Genomic DNA, 18898 nt, shown 5'->3' on the forward strand with positions numbered 1-18898 from the left:
GGCATCGCCACGGGGTTCGCCGGCCCGGCCGCGGGCCACACCGGCCGCGCCCCCGGCCGGGGCGGGGGGCGCGGCCGGGGGCGCGGGCATGCCCACGACGCGGCCCAGATCGGTACCCCCGGTTATATGGCGCCGGAGCAGGCGCAGGGCGAGGAGGTCGGACCCGCGGCGGATGTGTTCGCCTGGGCAGCCGTCATGACCTTCGCCGCGAGCGGGGCGCCGCCGTTCGGCGACGGTGCACCGGAGGAGCTGCTGCGCCGGGTCGCCCGTGACAACCCGGACCTGAGCTCGCTGCCTTCTGACCTGGTCCCGCTGGTACGCAAGGCGTTCAGCAAGGACCCCCAGGACCGCCCCTCCGCCGCCGATCTTCTCCTCACGTTGATGGGAGAGAAGTCGGCGGAGCAGCGCTCGCCCGCCCCCCGGGCCGCCGAGCGGCGCAAGGCCATCGGCCCGGCTGGCCCGGCTGGCCCGTCAGCCTCCGCACCCGCGGCGCGCGCTTCGAGCGCGCCGCCTGCCGCGGTAACGCCACCACCCGCGCGCGCTCGGCCGGTCCCGCCTTCGCTCCCCTTGCCGCCGCTTCCCCTGCCGCCGCTCGCTCTGCCGCCGCTAGCTCTGCCACCGCTAGCTCTGCCACCGCTCGCGGAGATACCACTCGCGCTGCCGGCCGCGGGCGACTCGTCGGACAGGCACCCGGATCCGGCGGCCCGAGGGCCGATCTCCGTGACGGACGGCGCGGCCGCCGCCGGTCCCGAGGACGCCGTGGCGGTCCCGCCCGCGGTGGAAATCCCGGTCGCCGACCTCGAAACGCCCATGACGCCTTCGCTCCCGGGGGCACCCGCGAACCTGCCGGCCCCGTCGATCTCCGGTCCGGGGTTCCTGGTCTCGGCGCCGGATGTCCCCGCCTGGATGTCCGAGCCGACCGGACTCGTGGCCGCGGAAGCGCTGGCCGGTGCTCCGGTACCGCCGGCAGACCCGGTGGACCCGTCGGCGGTGGATCGGTCGGCGGTGGATCCGCCGGCGACGCCCGACCTGGTTCAGGTGGTTTCCGCGGACGCGACGTCCGTCGTGGCATCGAGTTCCATCGCACCGGCCGAGGTCGGACCGATCTCGGTGGAGTCGGTCGTCGACACCGCACCCGGCGCGCCCGCGCACGGGCCGGGTGTCACCGCGGAGCCAGCGCTCGACGTGCTCACACCGGCCGGGCCGGCGACAGACGACCAGGCGGACGCCGCACCGGCGACTCCGCCGGGTCCTGACGCCGTCATGGCCGCCGTCGTCGAGGCGGCGCCGGTCGCTGAACCGGTCGCTGAACCGGCCCCGGACGATGCGGTCGACACGCGGGCTGTCCCGCCGAGCCTCCACACCACGGCGGAACCGCCCGCGGACGGCCTCGTGGTGCCCGCGGTCCTCGACATCCCCATGCCGGCGGCCGAGTACCCGGTCGTCGACATAGCGCCCATCGGGCCGGATGTCGACGACCCGCTGGATATCTCGCCGACGGACCCGTTGGGACTTGGGGAACTCCTTGAGATCTCCTCGGACGCGCCGCCGGCCGCCGAGCCGACCATGGACGACCTGGTCGCGCCGGCCGTCCTCGACATCCCCGCGTCGGCGGCGGCCAGTTACTCCGTCCTCGACCTGCCGCCTGCCGGTCCAGGTCCCGGTCCCGAGGACCTCCCAGACCTTTCGCCGATGAACCCGCTGGGACTCGGGGACCGCGCGGAACCCCTCCCGGACGTGCCGCCGGCCGCCGAGCCGGCCATGGAGGACCTGGTCGCGCCAGCCGTCCTCGACATCCCCATGCCGAGGACCACGGTCACCGCCAGGGATGTTCCGTCCGCCGGGCGGCCCACGGACGACGCGCTGACCTCGTCACCGACGGACCCGCTGGGGCCCGGCGACGTGGCGGAACCGCTCCCGGCCGTGACCGAGGTGACCAGGCCGGCCGCGGACGATCTGGTGGACGTGGTGCCGACGGCTCCACCGGCGCGGGACGTGTTCGTCATCGCCGAGCCGCTCGCGGACGTCGACATCGCCATCGAGGACCTCGATGACGTCCCGGGCGTCGCTGAGATCACCGTCGCTGAGGTCACAGCGGCTGAGATCACCGTCGCCGAGGTCACAGCGGCCGAGATCACCGTCGCCGAGATCACCGATCCCACCGCTCAGCCGGCGGCGGTCGAGGACGACGCGCCGGACGACGGCCCGTTCGCGAACGACCCGGTCGTTGACGAGGCGGCGCTCGCCGACGACGAGGAGCTCGAGGCCCAGACGGAGGCGGCCGCCCCCGACCTCGGCAGCCCCGCCGCCACGGGAGCCGAACTGGTGCTCGCGCCGCGCTTCGACCCGGTGGCGGCCATCACGGAGCTGCTGCCTCCCGACGTCCTCGCCGCCCGCGCCGCGGCGACGGAGATCGACGGCGACGGCGTGATCGACGTGGGGCCGGGCTGGATACAGGAGACCGGCGGCCGGTCCGAAGCGGCGCTCCAGCCCATCAGGATCGCCGAGCTGCACACGCTCTGGGACGGCGAGGTCGATCTCGACCCGGCGGACGAGCCCAACGAGACCACCGAGACCGCCCTGGCCGTGAGGCCGGGCACCTCCCTGGTCGGCCCCGGGATCGCCTCCGGGTCCGGGGTTCCTGCTCGATCGGCGAAGCTGATCGAGCAGGTCCGGAAGCCGGCTGGCGGACTGACGGCGTCCTCGCCGGCGGTGCCGGCCGTGCCGGAGTCCTCGACGGCGCTGGCCCCCTTGGCCGCCGCGACAGCCGCTCCCAATCGCGGGACGTTCGAGCCGGCTCCGCTGGCCATCGCCGCTGGTTCGTCGGCCGATACGGCGCCGGACGAGATGGACGACGCGAAGGTCGACACCACGGAGACGGCCGACGCACCCGCCCGGTCTCCCGGCGCGCGGGCACGCGCGCGGGCCGCTCGTCGCGGCGCCCGCCGGCGGCGGATCACCACGATCGTCGTCGCCGCCGTCGTCGCGCTGCTGGCCACGCTGGTGCCGCTCGCCCTGCGTTCGACCGGTGGCGCCGCGACGGTCGACACCGCCGACGCGGCACCGGCATCACCCGCCTCCTCCGCGGCGCCGGCGGTCGGCGCGCCGGGCGCGAGCGGCACAGTCGCCGCCGGCACCCCCTCTCCGTCGCCGGCGGCCTCCGCCGGACAGCCGCCGGCAGCCGCCACCAGCCCGGCCGGAGCGGCGCCCCCCGACGCGAAGGCACGGCCGGGGGTGCCGGGGCTGTGGCTGCAGTCGGTGCCCGCCGGTGTGACCGTCACGGTCATCGCACCGTTCGACGGCGGCTCGGTGACGTCCTACCGGGTGACGTCGAGCCCCGGCGGAGTGCGCAGCCTGACCAAGCCGGGTATTTTCCAGATCTCGGTCGACGGATGTTCCGAGGTCAGCGTGACCGTGCAGGCGGTCGGCCCGGGCGGTTCCTCCCCGACGTCGTCGCCGATGAAGGCCCGTGGCTGTGTGCCGCCCAGCGAGCCTCGGGGACTGCTGTCCATCCCGGACGGCCATGGCCATCTCATCATCAACTGGGATACGCCGGCCAACGTGGGTGGGAACCAGATCTCGCTGACCTACGACCTGACGATCTACCGGACCGGCCCGTCCGGTGTCACCTCGGAGACGGTCAGCGTGACCGGGCACAGCTACACTCGGACAGCGCCCGGCCCAGCCGACCCTTACTTCCGCATCACTCTCGCCGCCCGCAACCTGGCCGGCGTCGGTCCCGCCGTCCTGGCCTGGGGCCAGTAACGCACGCGTCGGCGCGCATACACCGAGGACGGGATGGACATCCAGGGACGGATTGGCCTGAATGTGGTCGGGACAGGCTCCCGGCGTGGGGCTGCCAGGCTGCACACTGTTGCGATGCCGGGACTGCTGCTGCCCCTATCCGCCGGTTTCCCCGTTTTCGGTCTACTGCCCGGTCTTCTCGAGCCACGTTGGTTGGAGCTGTGGGATACCCGACGGCCTCACTCGGAGCAGGTGTGGCGGGTCTGCCTCGGCCATGGTGACGCGACCCACCTGGGGCCGCGGGTGATCGTGACAACGGTGCCCCGGCTGCCCGCGATGCGGTTCGGCGAGGTTCGCCATGCTCCGACGGTGGCCGATGACGCTATCGGCTGGGCGCAGCAGAGCATGCTGCACGCGGTGGCCCCGGACTTCCCTGCCGACTCACCGGACCGGCAGGAATGGTGGCGTTACCAACTGGAGCTGGCTGGCTGGTTGTCGGGCAACCTGGACGCCGAAGACTGGATCACGGTCTCCCTCCCGGTCGATGACGTGGAGCTGCCGTTCCGGGTCCGCCAGCACGGCCCGGCCTGGGCGGCGTTCGCCGAGACGGACGGCGGCTGGATCGCCCTGGACGGCATTCACCTGGGGGTGGGCGGCCTCGCGCTGAGCACCGTCCGGGTGGCCGACTACCAGCCGATAGGCGTCTGAGCGACACCGACCTCTGCCTCGGGCCCGGAACCACGTGCGGAGCAGGGTCGCTGCCGGATCGGCGGGCTCAGCGCCCGACCGGGGTCCCTGCCGGATCGGCGGAGCCCGGGGTTCCTGCCGGATCGGCGACAGGGTCCCTGCCGGATCGGCGGAGCCGATCTGGGAGGTCAGCGATCTGGCAGGTCTGCTGGGAGGTCAGCGATCTGGGAGGTCTGCTGGGAGGTCAGGGGTGCCTTGGCGCCCGCCGCAGGTCCATGGGCAGCGCCGCCGGCCGCGCGATGTGGTTGCCCTGACCGAGCTGGACGCGGGTCGCGCGCAGGGTGGCCAGCTCCGCCTCGGTCTCGATGCCCTCCGCGAGCACGCTGGCGCCGATCTCGTCCGCGACCTGAATGAGAGCGCTGGCGACGGCTCGGCGCGCCGGATCGGCGTCGATCCCGTGGGTGAGGTAGTGGTCCATCTTCACCAGGTCGGGGCGTAACGCCAGGAACCGGGAAAGGCCCGCATAGCCGGAGCCGACATCGTCTGCACCGATCCTCACCCCACGCGCGCGCAGCTCCGCGAGCGTGCGGAATACCTCTGAATCCTCCTTGATCCGGGTGTGCTCGGTGATTTCCAGCAGCAACCGGCGCGGCTCGACGTCCCGGATCAGCTCGACCAGCTCCGGTCCAACGGTGCTTGGAGAGACGTTGACCGACATGAACACGTCCGGCGGCAGGCGCGGCAGGTTGGCGAGCGCGGCACGCACGGCGGCCAGTTCCAGCTCAGTACCGAGCCCGACCGCCGCCGCGCCGGCGAACCACTGCTCCGGCTCACTGGCGCCGACCTCACCGGGTTCGTGCCGGCCGGTCGAGCAGTCCCAGACCGTCGCGGCGGTCGCTCGCGCCGCTGCCAAGACGTCCGCCGGCACCTCCGCGTCCGCCCGGGAGCCCTTGCGGGCGGACGCGTCGGCCCGCGCGCCGGCCTCGTCAGTGCCGGCGGTCTCTGTCACGTCGGACGGGAAGCGCGCCAGCGCCTCCACGCCCACGATCCGGCCGCCGGCCCCAAGGTCCGCGATCGGCTGGAAGACCATGGTGGGGCCGCCACTGTCGATGAGCTCGCTGACCCGGTCCCAGAACGCGGTGCGCCGCTCCCAGACTCGGTGCAGATCCGAGACGGAGTCGGTGACCACCTCCGCGACCAGGCGGAGGAACCGCCCGTCGCGTACCTGAAGGTCGGGGCGCGGGGTATGGGACAGCGCCGCGAGCACGCCGTAGATCGACCCGTCACGCTCGAACACGGGCACCGCCGCGTACGCGCCGGCCCTCAGCTCGCCGCTGGCCGGCAGCGTCTCGGCGGGCATATGCGCGTGGGCGTCGCGGATGATGTCGGGGCATTCGCCCGCCAGCACCAACGCGAAGTAGCTGGCGGCGCCGCGGAGGGTCGCCCCGGGGATGATGCCGAACGACTCGCCGTCGCCGTCGAGCGCCTCGATGACCAGCAGGTCCTCCTCGGCACGAGCGAGCCAGGCGACGTCCATCCGCAGCCGGAGCCGGACTGCCTCCAGCAGGTCGGCGATGGTGCGGTCTGGCACCGGGACATCGAAAATCGGCCCGAACGTCCAGCTCCGCTCCCTGGGCACGGCTCACCCCCAAAGCAGCATTCCCCCGATGCCCGGGTTGGCCACCTCTCTGTCTTTGGTTCGCTCCGTGCGGGCGGCGCGCTACGGTCCCGTACTCGCTTCGCTCCCACGGGACCTCCGCGCGCCGTCCTCCTCCGCTCACGGGCGCTACGGCGACCTCCGCTGCGGCCCAACCACGTCGCTTCGCTCGTGGCCGGGCCTCCGCGGAGGCGCGCCTCCGCGCCAGCTCGGTTGCGACCCGTTTGACCCGCCCCAACCCGGGAGCCGGACCCCGTCCGGGCGGCGCGCTCCGGCCCCGTATTCGCTTCGCTCCCACGGGGCCTCCGCGGAGGCGCGCCTCGGCGCCCAGCTCGGTTGCTCGCCGCTGTAACGTCACCAATCCGAGGCCACGGCGTTCGCGGGGCCACCTGGCATCGCTCGTGGCACGCCTCCGCGCCCAGCTCGGTGACACCGCCGCTGTAACGTCACCAACCCGAAGCCGCAGCAGTCGCATAGCCGCCAATCCAGCGACCGGTTCGATCCGAAACCAGATGGCTAGACGGCTCCGGGAGTTACGTCGCTTCGCTCGTGGTGGGGCGCCGCGGCAGCCGGCTCAGAACTGGCTTGCGGGTCGTCCTCGGTGGTCTCGGGTTGGCGGTGGACCCGCATCCTGGCCGACGCCTGCGCGAGGGCGAAGGGGGCGGTGCCGCTGCTCGCCTGACGGGCAGGCGGGATCGGTCTCGCCATGGCGGCCACCAGGTCGAGCGACGGCGGACCAGCCGGCGGGTGTTCGGCTGGCAGGCGGTGGCGCAGCGCGGCGCGGACGCGTCGGGCTGGGGCGAGGGTGACCGCGGTGACGCGGTCCCAGCGAGGCTGCCGGGTCAGGACGATGGCACCCCAGACCAGCCCGCCGCCTATCAGGCCGTCGAGCCAGTAGTGGTTCGCCGTGATCACGACCACAAGCGCGGTGACGATCGGGTGTGCGACGGCGAGCCAGCGCGCCCGCCAGCGCAGGATCGTGATGACCCCCCAGGCCTCCAGGATCGCCCAGCCGATGTGCAGGCTCGGCATCGCCGCGTACTGGTTCGCCTGAGCGGCGCCCACCTCGTTGTAGGCCGACGGGCCGATCACGACGCCGGTGTCGACGAAGGGGATGTTCGGGCTCACGGCCGGCAGGAACCGCGGTGGGGCCAGCGGGTAAAGGATGTGAATCACGAGCGCGACGCCCGTCGACAGCATGATCACGTTTCGGACCCGCCGCCAGTGCGCCCGCTGGAAAAGCATGACCCAGAGCAGGAACGCGATGGCGGCCGGGAAGTGCACGGTTATGTAGAAGCGGTTCGCGAACTCCAGCAGGTCGGTGGAGCGCAGCGCTAGCTGCTGGATCGATGACTCGTCGGGCAGGTCCAGCAACCGCTCGAAGTGCCAGACCGCCAGCGCGTGCCGCAGCGCCTCGACCCGCCGGCCATCCGCCAGGGTCCTGCCCAGCCGGTAGACCATGAACAGCCCGCCCAGCAGGGCAATCTGGCCGAGAAGATAGGAGGACGTCAGGAACGCGCGGCGCGCTCGCGACGGCGGGGGACGCTCGGAGCCGACAACTTCGGCCGGGCCGCGGAACCGAATGCCATCACCCGCTCGCGGGCCCGATGGACACGGAATGCTCGCCACATCGCACTCCTACGCATCAGATCACCTCCCCACCCCCCTGGGGACCCGCTCTACACCGTCCTACTAACCGACAGGTAAGCACAACCCGTCCGCCGGTGACACATCTCTCCGCCCCGATACGAAGGAGACGATCGCCCTGCGCGATGAATCCCGTCGACATGGCGACGCTCTGGAGTTCAAGCGATACTTTCCGTCAATAGTCAGTCACGAATTTGCCTCACCACTCGGTCTCGACGACGACAGAGAATCGGTCAATCACAACAAGTAGCGATTCCTGCCTCGCTCGCGGCTGGGTCGAGGTAACACAACAGCAAACTTCGGGCGACTATTTCCGCAAGATCTCCTGAATGGCCGCCCATCGACGCTCGCGGCTGTCATCCATCGGACACCCAGCCGCCATCCATGCCACCCGTCAGACACCTGAAGACGGCCGAGCTGTGACCCGAGTGCCGCGAATGCGCACTCTCGAGACCGAACACACGTTCCCGAGACGCGGCGAGCGGCACCCATCCCGGAGCACGGTGAACTGCGCCGTCCCGAACCATGACAGTGCCGCCATGCCGGGGGTCATCGCAGGCGCCCACCCGAACACACAAGGGCAAAACGGACGCACGCCCGACGCCGTCCACGGCCACCGCCCGGTCGGCGTTACTACGAGGAAGCACTGGGTAACTATCTTCGTGTGATCGCCTAAAGTCCTGCCGGCGACCATGTGCGCCCAACTCAGCCAAGATCCCGCCCCAGACCCGGGCCACCCGGTTGTCCGCACTGACCCGGAACCAGGCAGTCGGGCACGCCAGCGCCCGACAGGCAAGGCGCGAGCGGCACGCTCCGCGCCTTCGAGCGACCGCCGCACAGTCGAGGAGGATCGCGATGCACGCGAAGGTCGGCGACCGCGTATGCGTCCACAGCCGTACCATCGGCCAGCCCGAACGGCACGGCGTCGTCTTGGAGGCCCGCGGTGAGACCGGGCCGCCCTATCTGATCCGCTGGGACGACGGCCACGAGGGGCTGTTCTTCCCAGGCGCAGACTCCGTCCTGGAGATCTTCGTCGTCCAACACGCCGGGGTCTGAAGTCCGGCCAGAGCGGCCCGACAGCGGTGAGGGCCGTTCCCGCAGGTGGGAACGGCCCTCACGTCAAACGATGGGCGGCCGCCGGCGGCGGCGCCGGGGGGCGGGGGGGGGGGCGGTGGGGGGGTGGGGGCCCCCGCCCCCCCCTCCATCGGGGGGGGGGCCGCTTTGGCGGGCCCCGGCCCCCGGCCGGGGATCAGTAGCGGTAGTGGTCGGCCTTGTAGGGGCCGTCGACGTCGACGCCGATGTACTCCGCTTGGGCCTTGGTGAGCTTGGTGAGCTTCACACCGAGGGCGTCCAGGTGCAGCCGAGCGACCTTCTCGTCGAGGTGCTTGGGTAGCGTGTAGACGCCGACCGGGTACTGGTCGGTCTTCGTGAACAGCTCGATCTGGGCGATCACCTGGTTGGTGAAGCTGTTCGACATCACGAAGCTCGGGTGGCCGGTGGCGCAGCCGAGGTTCATCAGCCGGCCCTCGGCCAGCACGATGACCGAGTGGCCGTCCGGGAAGACCCACTCGTCGACCTGCGGCTTGATGTTGATCTTCTCGACGCCCGCGATCTTGCCCAGGCCGGCCATGTCGATCTCGTTGTCGAAGTGGCCGATGTTGGACACGATCGCCTGGTGCTTCATCGACGCCATGTGGTCGGCGGTGATGATGTTGAAGTTACCGGTGGTCGAGACGAAGATGTCGGCGATCCCGACGACGTCCTCGAGCACGGTGACTTGGAAGCCGTCCATCGCGGCCTGCAGCGCGCAGATCGGGTCGATCTCGGTGACGATGACCCGGGCGCCCTGGCCGCGCAGCGCGTCCGCGCAGCCCTTGCCGACGTCGCCGTAACCGGCGACGACCGCGACCTTGCCGCCGATGAGCACGTCGGTCGCCCGGTTGAGGCCATCGATGACGGAGTGCCGGCAGCCGTACTTGTTGTCGAACTTGCTCTTGGTCACCGAGTCGTTGACGTTGATCGCCGGGAAGAGCAGCGTGCCGCCCTTGTGCATCTCGTAGAGGCGATGCACGCCGGTGGTGGTCTCCTCGGTGACGCCCTTGATCGCCTCGGCGGCCGCGGTCCAGCGGCCGGGCTTCGCCGCGATCGTGCTGCGCAGCGTCTCGAGGATGATCGCGTACTCGTCGGAGTCCGAAGGGTCGGTCGCCGGCACGGCGCCCGCCTTCTCGAACTCGGCGCCCTTGTGGACGAGCAGCGTAGCGTCACCGCCGTCGTCGAGGATCATGTTGGGGGCGCCGCCGTCCGGCCAGGCCAGCGCCTGGTCGGTGCACCACCAGTATTCCTCGAGCGTCTCGCCCTTCCAGGCGAACACCGGGACGCCGGCCGGGGCGTCCTTGGTGCCGTTCGGGCCGACGACGACCGCGGCGGCGGCGTGGTCCTGGGTGGAGAAGATGTTGCAGGAGACCCAGCGGACGTCGGCACCGAGCGCGACGAGGGTCTCGATGAGCACGGCGGTCTGGATCGTCATGTGCAGCGATCCCATGATCCGCGCGCCCTTGAGCGGCTGGCTCGCGGCGTACTCGGCACGGGTCGCCATCAAGCCCGGCATCTCGTGCTCGGCCAGCCGGATCTCCTTGCGGCCGAACTCGGCCAGCGCAAGGTCCGCGACCTTGAAGTCGAAGCTCATCTCTCTCCTTCAGCGCTCGAAGCGCGCCCTGACCCCGGGGTCAGGGCGCGCGCGAGCGCGGGTAAACCGTGCCCGTGCCGTACCGCACACGGTACTGGGTGGCACTGGGCGCCACGCCCTCGGGCGCGTAGCGCCACCCGACACATTCACCGGCCCGCCGCCGCCTCAGCACAGCGCCAACCACCCCGCTGACCCGGACCGGGCAAGGCCACCGTCATATGCCTCGACCCCGAACCACCCGGGCGGGCCGCCCGGCACCCGACAGCGCGCTCTGGCCGCGAGGCGCCGAGCGCCTCGCGGCCAGACCCGCCTCAGGAACGTGCGTCCCCGGCGACCGGCGACCCCTGCGTCAGAGTCTCGCCCGTCGGTGACTGGTCTGGCACCCGCGGGCCGGTGCCCTTCGGCCGGTAGACCCAGCCGCGGTCATCCATCCACACCAGCAGCGGCGGGAGCACAACCAGGGCGGACAGCAGCGCCACCGCGACGTTGACGGCGACCAGCAGGCCGAAGTCCCGCAGCAGCGGCAACGAGCTGAACGCCAGCACCAGGATGCCGATGACCGCAGCGGCCGCGGACACGAGGAACGCGCGCCCTGTGCGCGCCGCCGCCTCGTCGACCGCCGCGCGGGGTGAGAGCCCGCGCGCCCGTTCCTCGAGATGGCGCTGCACGATCAGCGCGGTGAACTCGGTGCACAGGGCGATGACCAGCGGGCCGCTGACGACGGTCAGTGGCGAGAGCTCCAGGCCGGATACCCAGGCGATCAGCGAGGTGAGCCCGACCGCGATCAGGACGGGCACCACCGACAACAGTGCCTTGACCGGTCCCCGGTAGCGCAGCAGCAGCACCAGGAAGACGCCGATCAGCGCGAAGTAGGTGAGCTCGACCCGCTTCTTCTCGATGTTGTCCAGCAGGCCGGTGCCGACGACGGCGAGGCCCGACGGAGTGGCCCGCACGCCCTCCGGCGGGTTCACCGTCGCCCTGATGTCCTTGACGACGACCGCGCGCTGCTCGAGCGAGCGCGGGCCGGTCTGGAAGATCAGGTTGAGCGAGCCGGCGTCGCCGTTCGTGCTCGCGAGGTTCACCGTGCTGCGCTTGATCGCCTCGGGGGCGACCTGGTAGGCCGCGCGGACGTCGTCACCGGTCGGCGGCACCGTCTTCGCGCCCGGGACGTCGAGCAGGAAGCCGACCGTCGTGACCAGACTCGAGGCGTTGGTCAGGTCCTCGTGGTGCTTCGCGAGCTGCTCGCGGGCGAAGCCGTCGACGAACGCCACCGTCTGGTCGTCGAAGACGTTGTTCGACTGGATGAAGACACCGAGCTCGCTGGTCGTGCCTGTGTGGTCGCTCAGGTAGTCGAGGTCCTTGACGACCTGGCTGTTCTGGTTGACCCACTTCTGCGGGTCCGTCTGCACCTTGAGCTTGCCCTCGGTGGCCGCGCCACCGGCGAACAGCGCGACCGCGATGACGACCAGCGGAATGGCCGCGGCCCGCGGGATCGAGCCGAGCGCGACCGTGGCGCGCCCCAGCGGCCCGCGGGTGTAGTCCTTGGCGGGCGTCGGCCTGCGCTGCTCGCGCCACGCCAGCGACGCGGACGTCAGCAGTATGGTCGCGATGACGATGACCGGCAGGCCCAGAGCCAGCAGCACACCGAAGTCACGGATCATCGGCACCGCGCTGAACTCCAGCGCGAGGAAGGCGACGACGGCGGCGACGGTGGCCAGCGCCAGGCCCGGCACCAGCCGGCGCAGCGTCTCGGCGACCGGATGGTCGGCGCGGTCGAGCTGTGCCTCCTCCTCCACCCGGCTGTGCAGCTGCACGGCGAAGTCGATGCCCACGCCGAGCAGCACGGGCAGGCCGCTGATCGTCACGATGTTCAGTGGGAGGCCCAGGTAGCCGGCGAGACCGAACGCCCAGACCTGGCCGACCACGACGACGCCCAGGGGCAGCAGACGCCACCGCACGGCGAAGGCCACCAGCAGCAGCGCGATCATCAGCGCCGCCGCGATCGCGCCGAGGGTGAGGAACCCGCCGCGCAGGTAGTCGTTGATGTCGCGCAGCAGCACGGTGGCGCCGGTGGTGACGACGTGGGCGTTGTCGAAGTGCCGCGCCGCCATCGCCTTCTGCACTAGGGACGCCGCCGCCCCCGCGTCCTTGATGTCCGCGTTGCCGGCCAGCCGGACGACCATCTGAGCGTTGTCGTCGTTCGGGAAGAACGGCAGCAGCGAGGCGCGTACCTTGCCGGTGTTGTCATGGAGCAGGAAGTCGACCCAGGCCGGGTTGCTGAGGGTCTGCTGCGCGGGCGGGATCTGGTTGATCCGGCCCAGGGTCGCGATCGAGTCCTGGAGGCGCTTGGCCTGCGAGGTGGGATCGGTGTCCCGCTGCTGCGCGCTGAGCAGCATCTTCCCGGCCGGGCTGTTCACCGGGTTGCCGTCGGAGCTGGTGACCAGGTTGTGGGTGAACTGCAGGGCGGTCACCGGGGTGATCACGGCGACGATCCGCGGGTCGGCCTCGAGCTGCTTGGTCACCGCGTCGAACTCGGCGAGGTTGTGCTGGGTGAACAGGTCGGTGAGTTTCTTGCCCTTATCGACGGTCAGGTCGGAGATCATCGCCTCGCCGCCGAACAAGGACTGGTAGGAGACGTTGTCCTTGGCGATCTGCGAGTCGGAGTTCAGGTAGTTGCTCTGGTCGGTGCTGAACTCCAGCTGGGTGATGCCGAAGCCAAGGCCCACCGTTAGCAGGACCGCGATGATCGCGACAATGCCGCCACGCTTCCCGGCCTCCTGCGCGACCGACGTCCAGAAGGCGCTGGAGCGGCCAGCTGGCTCGGGTCCGCGCGGCTCGGCGGGACCTGGGGGTGTGGACACGAGCGGGCTCCCAGCGGATCAGTGGGGCGACGGTGGCGGCCCCGCAGGTTACTTGTGAGTTAGGCAACAGGTTCCAAGCTGTATAGCCCAGAAGACGCCGACGTGTGGAGCCCTGACGGACCAACCAGCACAACAACTTCGCGATGCAGCAAGAGCATCACAATATGAACCGGTCAGGGTTGCGACAGTAGCTCTCTGGTATACCGGAACTCCGTTGTGTTGGAGAGGTCACGAAGCTCGCGGGCCTCTCCTGTCGCTACGTAACCAAGTCGTTCGTACAAGCGATGCGCGTCGGTGAACCTCGTGTCGGTCCACAACTCGACGACCGAGGCACCCCGTCGACGCGCCTCGCGTTCCACCAGGCGCGTCAGCGCCGCGCCCAGGCCGCGCCGACGGGCGGTGGCGGCCACGTAGAGCGACTTCAGCTCGACCCGGCCCGGCCCGGTCTCCCGCACCGCGACGCAACCCGCGAGCGGCGCCCCATCGGCGGCGCTGTCTTCCTCGGCGACCACCCACATCGCGCCGCGATAGCGGCCGGGGAGGGCGTCACCGGCGTAGGTGGCGGCTGGGGCGCGCAGCCACGGCTCCTCGCCGTCGACGTCGAGCACGCAGCCCGGATACTCGGCCCAGATCCCGCCGATCATGTGCTCCAGCGCCGGTCCGTCGGCGTCCCTGACCGCCCGCAGGCCCGGCAGGATCGAGCGGGCCATCCAGACGTGCTCGATCCCCGCGGTCAGATCACGCGGCCCGAACGCGTGATAGCCGAGCCCGACGTAGAGCCCGACGACCGCGGCCTGCGCGTGCAGCCGGATCACCGGCAGGCCACGCTCGGCTGCCCGCCGCTCCAGCGCCGCCATCACAACCCGCGCGAGGCCCCGCCCGCGCGCCTCCGGCCGGACCGCGACCCGCCCGATCACCCCGGCCAGCTCCGCCGGCAGGCCGCCGGGCACCGCCTCGTCCGGACCCGGCTCGGGACCCGTGTCCAGGCCCGGAACCGACGCCGGGTCAAGCAGGCGGCCGGTCGCGAGCGCCCGACCGCCGGCGTCCCAGACAACCGCGTGGTCGGCGTACGCGTCAGCGTCGTCGTGCTCGAGCTCGGCGGGGACCCTCTGTTCGTCCACGAACACGGCGGTCCGCAGCGCCCGCACCGCGGCGGGCGGCGGACCGGGCAGGACGGCGACCTCGGCGACAGCCTGGTCGTCAGCATGCGGACTGGTAGAAGCCGGCACAACCATGCGCCGAAGTCTAGAAAGAGGCGGGGCGGCGGCCAGGCTGGTTCCAGATCGGCGAGACGGCTCGTATGGCGCTGTGCTGATGCGCCGTCACTGGCGGTATCCAAGTTGTGCCGGCTGGGCGCATGCATGGCATCGGGGCGGATCTCACGGGCGGGGTGCTCTACCGTCGACCCAGCCGATTTCGGGCAGGATCGCCACCGTTCGGGTCATGAGTGAACTACTTCGTGACGTCAGCGCGGGCCGCGCGAGTCAGACCGGCGAGATGCATCTCCGCTGGTACCGGACGTATCGGCCGCTGGCCCGTTGAGCCGACACCCAAAGACGTGATGGACACCACAGCCGATGTTTGCGCAAGTTGCGCTTTTCTGGGCAGGGCCGGCGACGGTGCAGTCATCGGGTCAGACAGGGTTCCAAAACAGGCAACGGTGGTAATAGAGGTTTTTATGGACACACGGACCAGCACGGCGAGGGCGGCAACGGGCTCGCGCGGCGCGGTGGTCACGGCCGCCATGCCGCGACGGCGAGGGCGGTAACCGTGGCTGCCACCCGATATGCGCCCGCCGCCTGGCGCCCAGTCCGCAACACGTCCGGCGCGATGGTGCAGCCGACCCGGGGCCTGATCCCGCACGTCCAGGTGGGCAACGGCTCGCTGTACGGGATGTTCAACAACCCGGCGACCGAGGTCTCCAGCCACCTGTGGGTGTCCAAGGGTGGCGCGCTCGAGCAGTACGTCGCACTGGACCAACGCGCCTGGGCGCAGGCGGCCGGCAACCCGTACTGGATCTCGGTGGAGTGCGAGGGCTACGACACCGAGGACTACGCCCCCATCCAGATCCAGCGGCTCGCCGAGCTGTACGCGTGGGGAATGGCCGAGTTCGGCTGGAAGGCCGAGATCACCGACAGCGTGAACGGGTACGGCATCGGCACCCACCGCATGGGCGGCGTGCCCTGGGGCAACCACTCCTGCCCCGGCACCATCCGCGCGAACCGCCGGCCGGACATCCTCGCGGCCGCGCTGGCGATGAGCGGGGACCTCGGCACCACGCAGGCGCAGCAGCGCTACGTCTCGATGCCGACGCTGCGGCAGGGTGACCGCGGCCCGGCGGTCGTCACCCTCCAGAACGCACTGAACATCATCTTCGGCCACGAGGCGCCGACCGGAGACCCGAACCGGCTCACGCCCGATGGCGCCTTCGGCCCGAAGACCGTGGCCAGGGTCGGCTCGCTGCAGCGGCTCAACTCGCCGTACTACGGCCCGATCGCCCCGGACGGCGTCGTCGGCCGGGAGTCCTGGCTGAAGATCGGCTACATCCTCACCGGCATGAACCGCTGGGTCTAAGGCGGGCTCGGTGAGGCGCTGGGCGCCTCGCCCGAGCCGCCTTAGGAGTTCAGATAGGCGAGGACGGCGAGGACCCGGCGGTTGTCGTCGGCGGACGGCGGCAGGCCCAACTTGCTGAAGATGTTGTTGGTGTGCTTGCCGACGGCCTTCTCGGTGACGAACATGCGGCCGGCGATGGCCGCGTTCGAGCGCCCCTCGGCCATGAGCCCGAGAACCTCGCGCTCGCGGGCCGTCAGGGTGCGCAGGGGCTCGTCCCGGGAGCGCCTGGTCAGCAGCTCGGCCACGACCTCCGGGTCCATCGCGGACCCGCCGGCGGCGACCCTGCGAACCGCGTCGACGAACTGGCCGACGTCGCTGATCCGGTCCTTGAGCAGGTAGCCGACCCCGCCGCCGGGGCTGGCCAGCAGCTCCCGGGCGTACAGCGGCTGCACGTCCTGCGAAAGGACAAGCACGGGCAGCCCAGGAACGTGCGAGCGTGCCTCGATCGCCGCCAGTAGGCCTTCGTCGGTGAAGGTCGGCGGCAGCCGGACGTCGACCACGGCGACGTCGGGCCGGTGCGTGGTCAGCGCGCGCAGCAGCGACGGCCCGTTGTCGACCGCCTCGACCACCTCGAAGTCGAAGGCCGTCAACAGCCTGATCAACCCGTCACGCAACAGGGCCAGGTCCTCGGCGAGCACGACGCGCACGCTCACAGCCTTCCACCTCACCCGCCCCGCCCGTCATTCAGCCCAAATTGACCGGTTCGGTCGCCGCCACTCTTCCCGGTAGGTCCGCCGGGCGATGGTCGACCGCCCCTGTCAGCCTGGTCAGGCCGGGTCATCCTCCGGCACTGTGCGCGGCCTCCTGGTCCCGGATGACCTTGCGCAGGGCGGGACCGATTGGTGCGATGGACGCGGTGAGCTCGCCGATACGGGCCTTGTACGCGCGCCGCTCCCGCGAGGTGGCCAGGACGCGGATCTCGGCGAGGGCGCCGAGTGCGGTGAGTTGGCGGTTGTGGTCGTTGAGGCGGTTTACCGGTGTCGGGCCGCGCAGCGCGCGGCGCACGTCGTTGATCAGCGCCCGCACCGTGCGCGGGTCGCGAACAGTGACGACCGTGCGCGGGAAGATCCCGATCACCCGCGTCCGGTCCACCCGGACCCAGCGGCCCGCTTCCAGGTAGTCACGGGCACACCGGGTGGTGCGCCGGTTGTCCCTGCCGATCCAGTGCTTCCAGGAGCGCGGACGCCCGGACGCCTCGACCTGCTCCAGCACCCGCGTCACGATCGGGTCGTCGAGCGTCAGCGCTCCCGCACCACCGGCGCCGGGCGGGCGGGCCCTGCCCGCGCCACGGGCTCCCGAGACCAGGACCACCTTGCCGGCCTCGTCGATGATCCGGCCGCGTCGGCGCAGTTCCAGCAGGGCCGCCGCGCGCAGCGCCGGTCCCAGGTGGCCGCTGGCAACGCGGCCGTCCATCCGCTCCTTCTCCGGGTTGTAGGTCAGCAGGTAAAGCCGGGCTGGCAGCGAGTCGGGCAACTCCACGGCATGCTCCTCGGGTCCTTGCGGTGTTACGAGCTATGAGTCGCCGTCATCGGCGGGGTAGTCGCCGGCCGCGTCGAGATCCGCCTCGTCGGCACCGCCGCTGGCGAGTTCCTCCTCACCGTTCGGCGGCGCCTCGGTGGCCGATTTGGGCGGCCGGCCGCGGCGCGGTATCCGGCCGACGGCACTTGGCAGGCGGCCGGCGGATGACAGCGCCCCCCGCAGCAGGAACTCGATCTGGGCGTTCGTGCTGCGCAGCTCGTCGCCGGCCCACCGCGCCAGCGCGTCGTGCACGGCCGGGTCGAGCCGTAGCAGGATCTTCTTCCGTTCCGTCACGGGCCGCGGATCAGTGGTAGAGCGAGCCGGCGTTCACCACCGGCTGGGTCGACTGCTCACTGCACAGCACGACGAGCAGGTTGCTGACCATGGTCGCCTTTCGCTCCTCGTCCAGTTCGACGACGTCCTGGCTCTCCAGCCGGGCCAATGCCGTCTCCACCATGCCGACCGCGCCCTCGACGATCCGGGCCCTGGCGGCGACGACCGCGTTCGCCTGCTGGCGGCGCAGCATCGCCTGAGCGATCTCGGGGGCATAGGCGAGCCGGGTGATCCGCGACTCGATGACATGGACGCCGGCCGACGCCACCCGCAGCGCGATCTCGGCCGAGAGCTTGCCGGTGATCTCGTCGGCGTTCTCGCGCAGCGACATCTGTCCCGTGTCGTGCGCGTCGTACGGGTATCGGGTGGCGATGTGCCGAACGGCGCTCTCGGTCTGGATGGCGACGAACTCTACGAAGTCGTCGACCTCGAACAGGGCCTGCGCGGTGTCGGCGACCTGCCACACCACCACGGCCGAGATCTCGACCGGGCTGCCGTCGGCGTCGTTGACCTTGGCCACACCGGTCTCGTGGTTGCGGATCCGTGTCGAGATCTTGCGCCGGCTGGTGAGCGGGTTCACCCAGCGCAGGCCGGTAACCCGGATCGTCCCGATATAGCGGCCGAACAGCGTCACCACCCGCGCCTGCCCCGGGGCGACGGCGGTCAGGCCGCCGAGGAACACGAAGCTGGCGATAAAAACGAGGATGCCGACGACCAGCGCGGCCGCGCCGGCGCCGCCCGAGCCGTCGTCGAACAGCAGGCCCGCGAGCACGATCAGCGCCACCCCGATCACAGAGATCAGGAGCGCACTGAAGAACCCGATCGCGCCCGAGAGGCCTGTCATCGCGCGCTCCCGCACCCGCGGCTGGGGCATGTCGACCACGTCGCCCGGCTCGAGGGTGTCCCGGCGCGGATCCAGGCCGCCTAGGTTGATCGGCACCTGGGGCGGGTTACCCGTGGTCATAGCGCTCTCTCCTCCGATCCGACGAGCGAGCCACCCCGATGGTGGCACCCGCTCGTCGTCTATCAAAGTGATATCACTTTTTTGCGGGCCTCGTAAGCCCGTGTCGCGCTGCTCGCGCCGTCGCGCACCGGACAACCGTGCGGCAGCGCTGTCGGCGGCCGGATGCGGGTGGCGCGAGCAGGCGGGCG

Annotated in this window: 13 protein-coding genes; 4 read left to right on the forward strand and 9 right to left on the reverse strand. The window is 71.2% G+C overall.

The genetic code is table 11. The features are described 5' to 3' along the window. Both QOZ89_RS30725 and QOZ89_RS30730 read left to right on the forward strand, forming a co-directional pair. The coding region (locus QOZ89_RS30725) for a protein kinase domain-containing protein (protein WP_491723678.1) at nucleotides 1-3765 on the forward strand (3765 nt) is incomplete at its 5' end. Nucleotides 3766-4047: 282 nt separating this feature from the next. Continuing rightward, nucleotides 4048-4452, forward strand: a complete 405-nt coding sequence (locus QOZ89_RS30730) for a hypothetical protein (protein ID WP_241841505.1) — start codon at nucleotides 4048-4050, stop codon at nucleotides 4450-4452. A 223-nt stretch (nucleotides 4453-4675) separates the two neighbouring features. On the opposite strand, the gene QOZ89_RS30735 is transcribed toward QOZ89_RS30730, so the two are convergent. After that, nucleotides 4676-6022 carry a sensor domain-containing phosphodiesterase gene (locus tag QOZ89_RS30735; protein ID WP_312627115.1) on the reverse strand — a complete coding sequence of 449 codons (1347 nt, stop codon included), beginning with the start codon at nucleotides 6020-6022 and terminating at the stop codon, nucleotides 4676-4678. A 582-nt stretch (nucleotides 6023-6604) separates the two neighbouring features. Further along, nucleotides 6605-7717 carry a phosphatase PAP2 family protein gene (locus QOZ89_RS30740; RefSeq protein ID WP_312627117.1) on the reverse strand — a complete coding sequence of 371 codons (1113 nt, stop codon included), beginning with the start codon at nucleotides 7715-7717 and terminating at the stop codon, nucleotides 6605-6607. Between the two features lie 873 nt (nucleotides 7718-8590). Here QOZ89_RS30740 and QOZ89_RS30745 point away from each other — a divergent pair. Continuing rightward, nucleotides 8591-8791 (forward strand): DUF1918 domain-containing protein, encoded by a 201-nt coding sequence (locus tag QOZ89_RS30745; protein WP_071053318.1) that lies wholly within the window; start codon nucleotides 8591-8593, stop codon nucleotides 8789-8791. A gap of 193 nt (nucleotides 8792-8984) precedes the next feature. Here the strand turns inward: QOZ89_RS30745 and ahcY are convergent, their stop codons facing one another. The 3 genes from ahcY to QOZ89_RS30760 form a co-directional block, all read right to left on the reverse strand. Continuing rightward, nucleotides 8985-10421: an adenosylhomocysteinase gene (gene ahcY, locus QOZ89_RS30750; RefSeq protein ID WP_312627121.1), complete on the reverse strand. Its 1437-nt coding sequence runs from the start codon at nucleotides 10419-10421 to the stop codon at nucleotides 8985-8987. 311 nt (nucleotides 10422-10732) lie between these two features. Continuing rightward, a complete protein-coding gene (locus QOZ89_RS30755; protein WP_312627123.1) occupies nucleotides 10733-13282 on the reverse strand; it encodes an efflux RND transporter permease subunit in 2550 nt (849 codons plus the stop codon). A gap of 173 nt (nucleotides 13283-13455) precedes the next feature. Next, on the reverse strand, nucleotides 13456-14517 hold the full coding sequence (locus tag QOZ89_RS30760; protein WP_198543576.1) for a GNAT family N-acetyltransferase: 1062 nt from the start codon (nucleotides 14515-14517) through the stop codon (nucleotides 13456-13458). A gap of 535 nt (nucleotides 14518-15052) precedes the next feature. On the opposite strand from QOZ89_RS30760, the gene QOZ89_RS30765 reads away from it, so the two are divergent. After that, on the forward strand, nucleotides 15053-15856 hold the full coding sequence (locus tag QOZ89_RS30765; RefSeq protein WP_071053320.1) for a peptidoglycan recognition protein family protein: 804 nt from the start codon (nucleotides 15053-15055) through the stop codon (nucleotides 15854-15856). A 41-nt stretch (nucleotides 15857-15897) separates the two neighbouring features. On the opposite strand, the gene QOZ89_RS30770 is transcribed toward QOZ89_RS30765, so the two are convergent. The 4 genes from QOZ89_RS30770 to QOZ89_RS30785 all read right to left on the reverse strand — a co-directional run bounded on the left by QOZ89_RS30770 (nucleotide 15898) and on the right by QOZ89_RS30785 (nucleotide 18710). Continuing rightward, nucleotides 15898-16542 (reverse strand): LuxR C-terminal-related transcriptional regulator, encoded by a 645-nt coding sequence (locus QOZ89_RS30770; RefSeq protein WP_071053439.1) that lies wholly within the window; start codon nucleotides 16540-16542, stop codon nucleotides 15898-15900. Nucleotides 16543-16672: 130 nt separating this feature from the next. Further along, the gene (locus QOZ89_RS30775) at nucleotides 16673-17374 is read right to left on the reverse strand and encodes a GOLPH3/VPS74 family protein (protein WP_071053321.1); all 702 of its coding nucleotides are present in this window, start codon (nucleotides 17372-17374) and stop codon (nucleotides 16673-16675) included. A 33-nt stretch (nucleotides 17375-17407) separates the two neighbouring features. Continuing rightward, entirely contained in the window at nucleotides 17408-17707 is a 300-nt protein-coding gene (locus QOZ89_RS30780; protein ID WP_312627127.1) for a type II toxin-antitoxin system antitoxin, read from the reverse strand. A 10-nt stretch (nucleotides 17708-17717) separates the two neighbouring features. Next, a complete protein-coding gene (locus tag QOZ89_RS30785; RefSeq protein WP_198543577.1) occupies nucleotides 17718-18710 on the reverse strand; it encodes an SPFH domain-containing protein in 993 nt (330 codons plus the stop codon). Nucleotides 18711-18898 lie beyond the last annotated feature (188 nt).

This window comes from Pseudofrankia coriaricola, assembly GCF_032027725.1.
In the GTDB taxonomy this organism is placed as follows: Bacteria; Actinomycetota; Actinomycetes; order Frankiales; family Frankiaceae; genus Pseudofrankia.

What these genes read in the sequence shown, in the direction of transcription:
- QOZ89_RS30745 (WP_071053318.1), top strand. Translation starts at nt 8,591, where the DNA reads ATGCACGCGAAGGTCGGCGACCGCGTATGCGTCCACAGCCGTACCATC.
- ahcY (WP_312627121.1), bottom strand. Translation starts at nt 10,421, where the DNA reads ATGAGCTTCGACTTCAAGGTCGCGGACCTTGCGCTGGCCGAGTTCGGC.
- QOZ89_RS30760 (WP_198543576.1), bottom strand. Translation starts at nt 14,517, where the DNA reads ATGGTTGTGCCGGCTTCTACCAGTCCGCATGCTGACGACCAGGCTGTC.
- QOZ89_RS30785 (WP_198543577.1), bottom strand. Translation starts at nt 18,710, where the DNA reads ATGACCACGGGTAACCCGCCCCAGGTGCCGATCAACCTAGGCGGCCTG.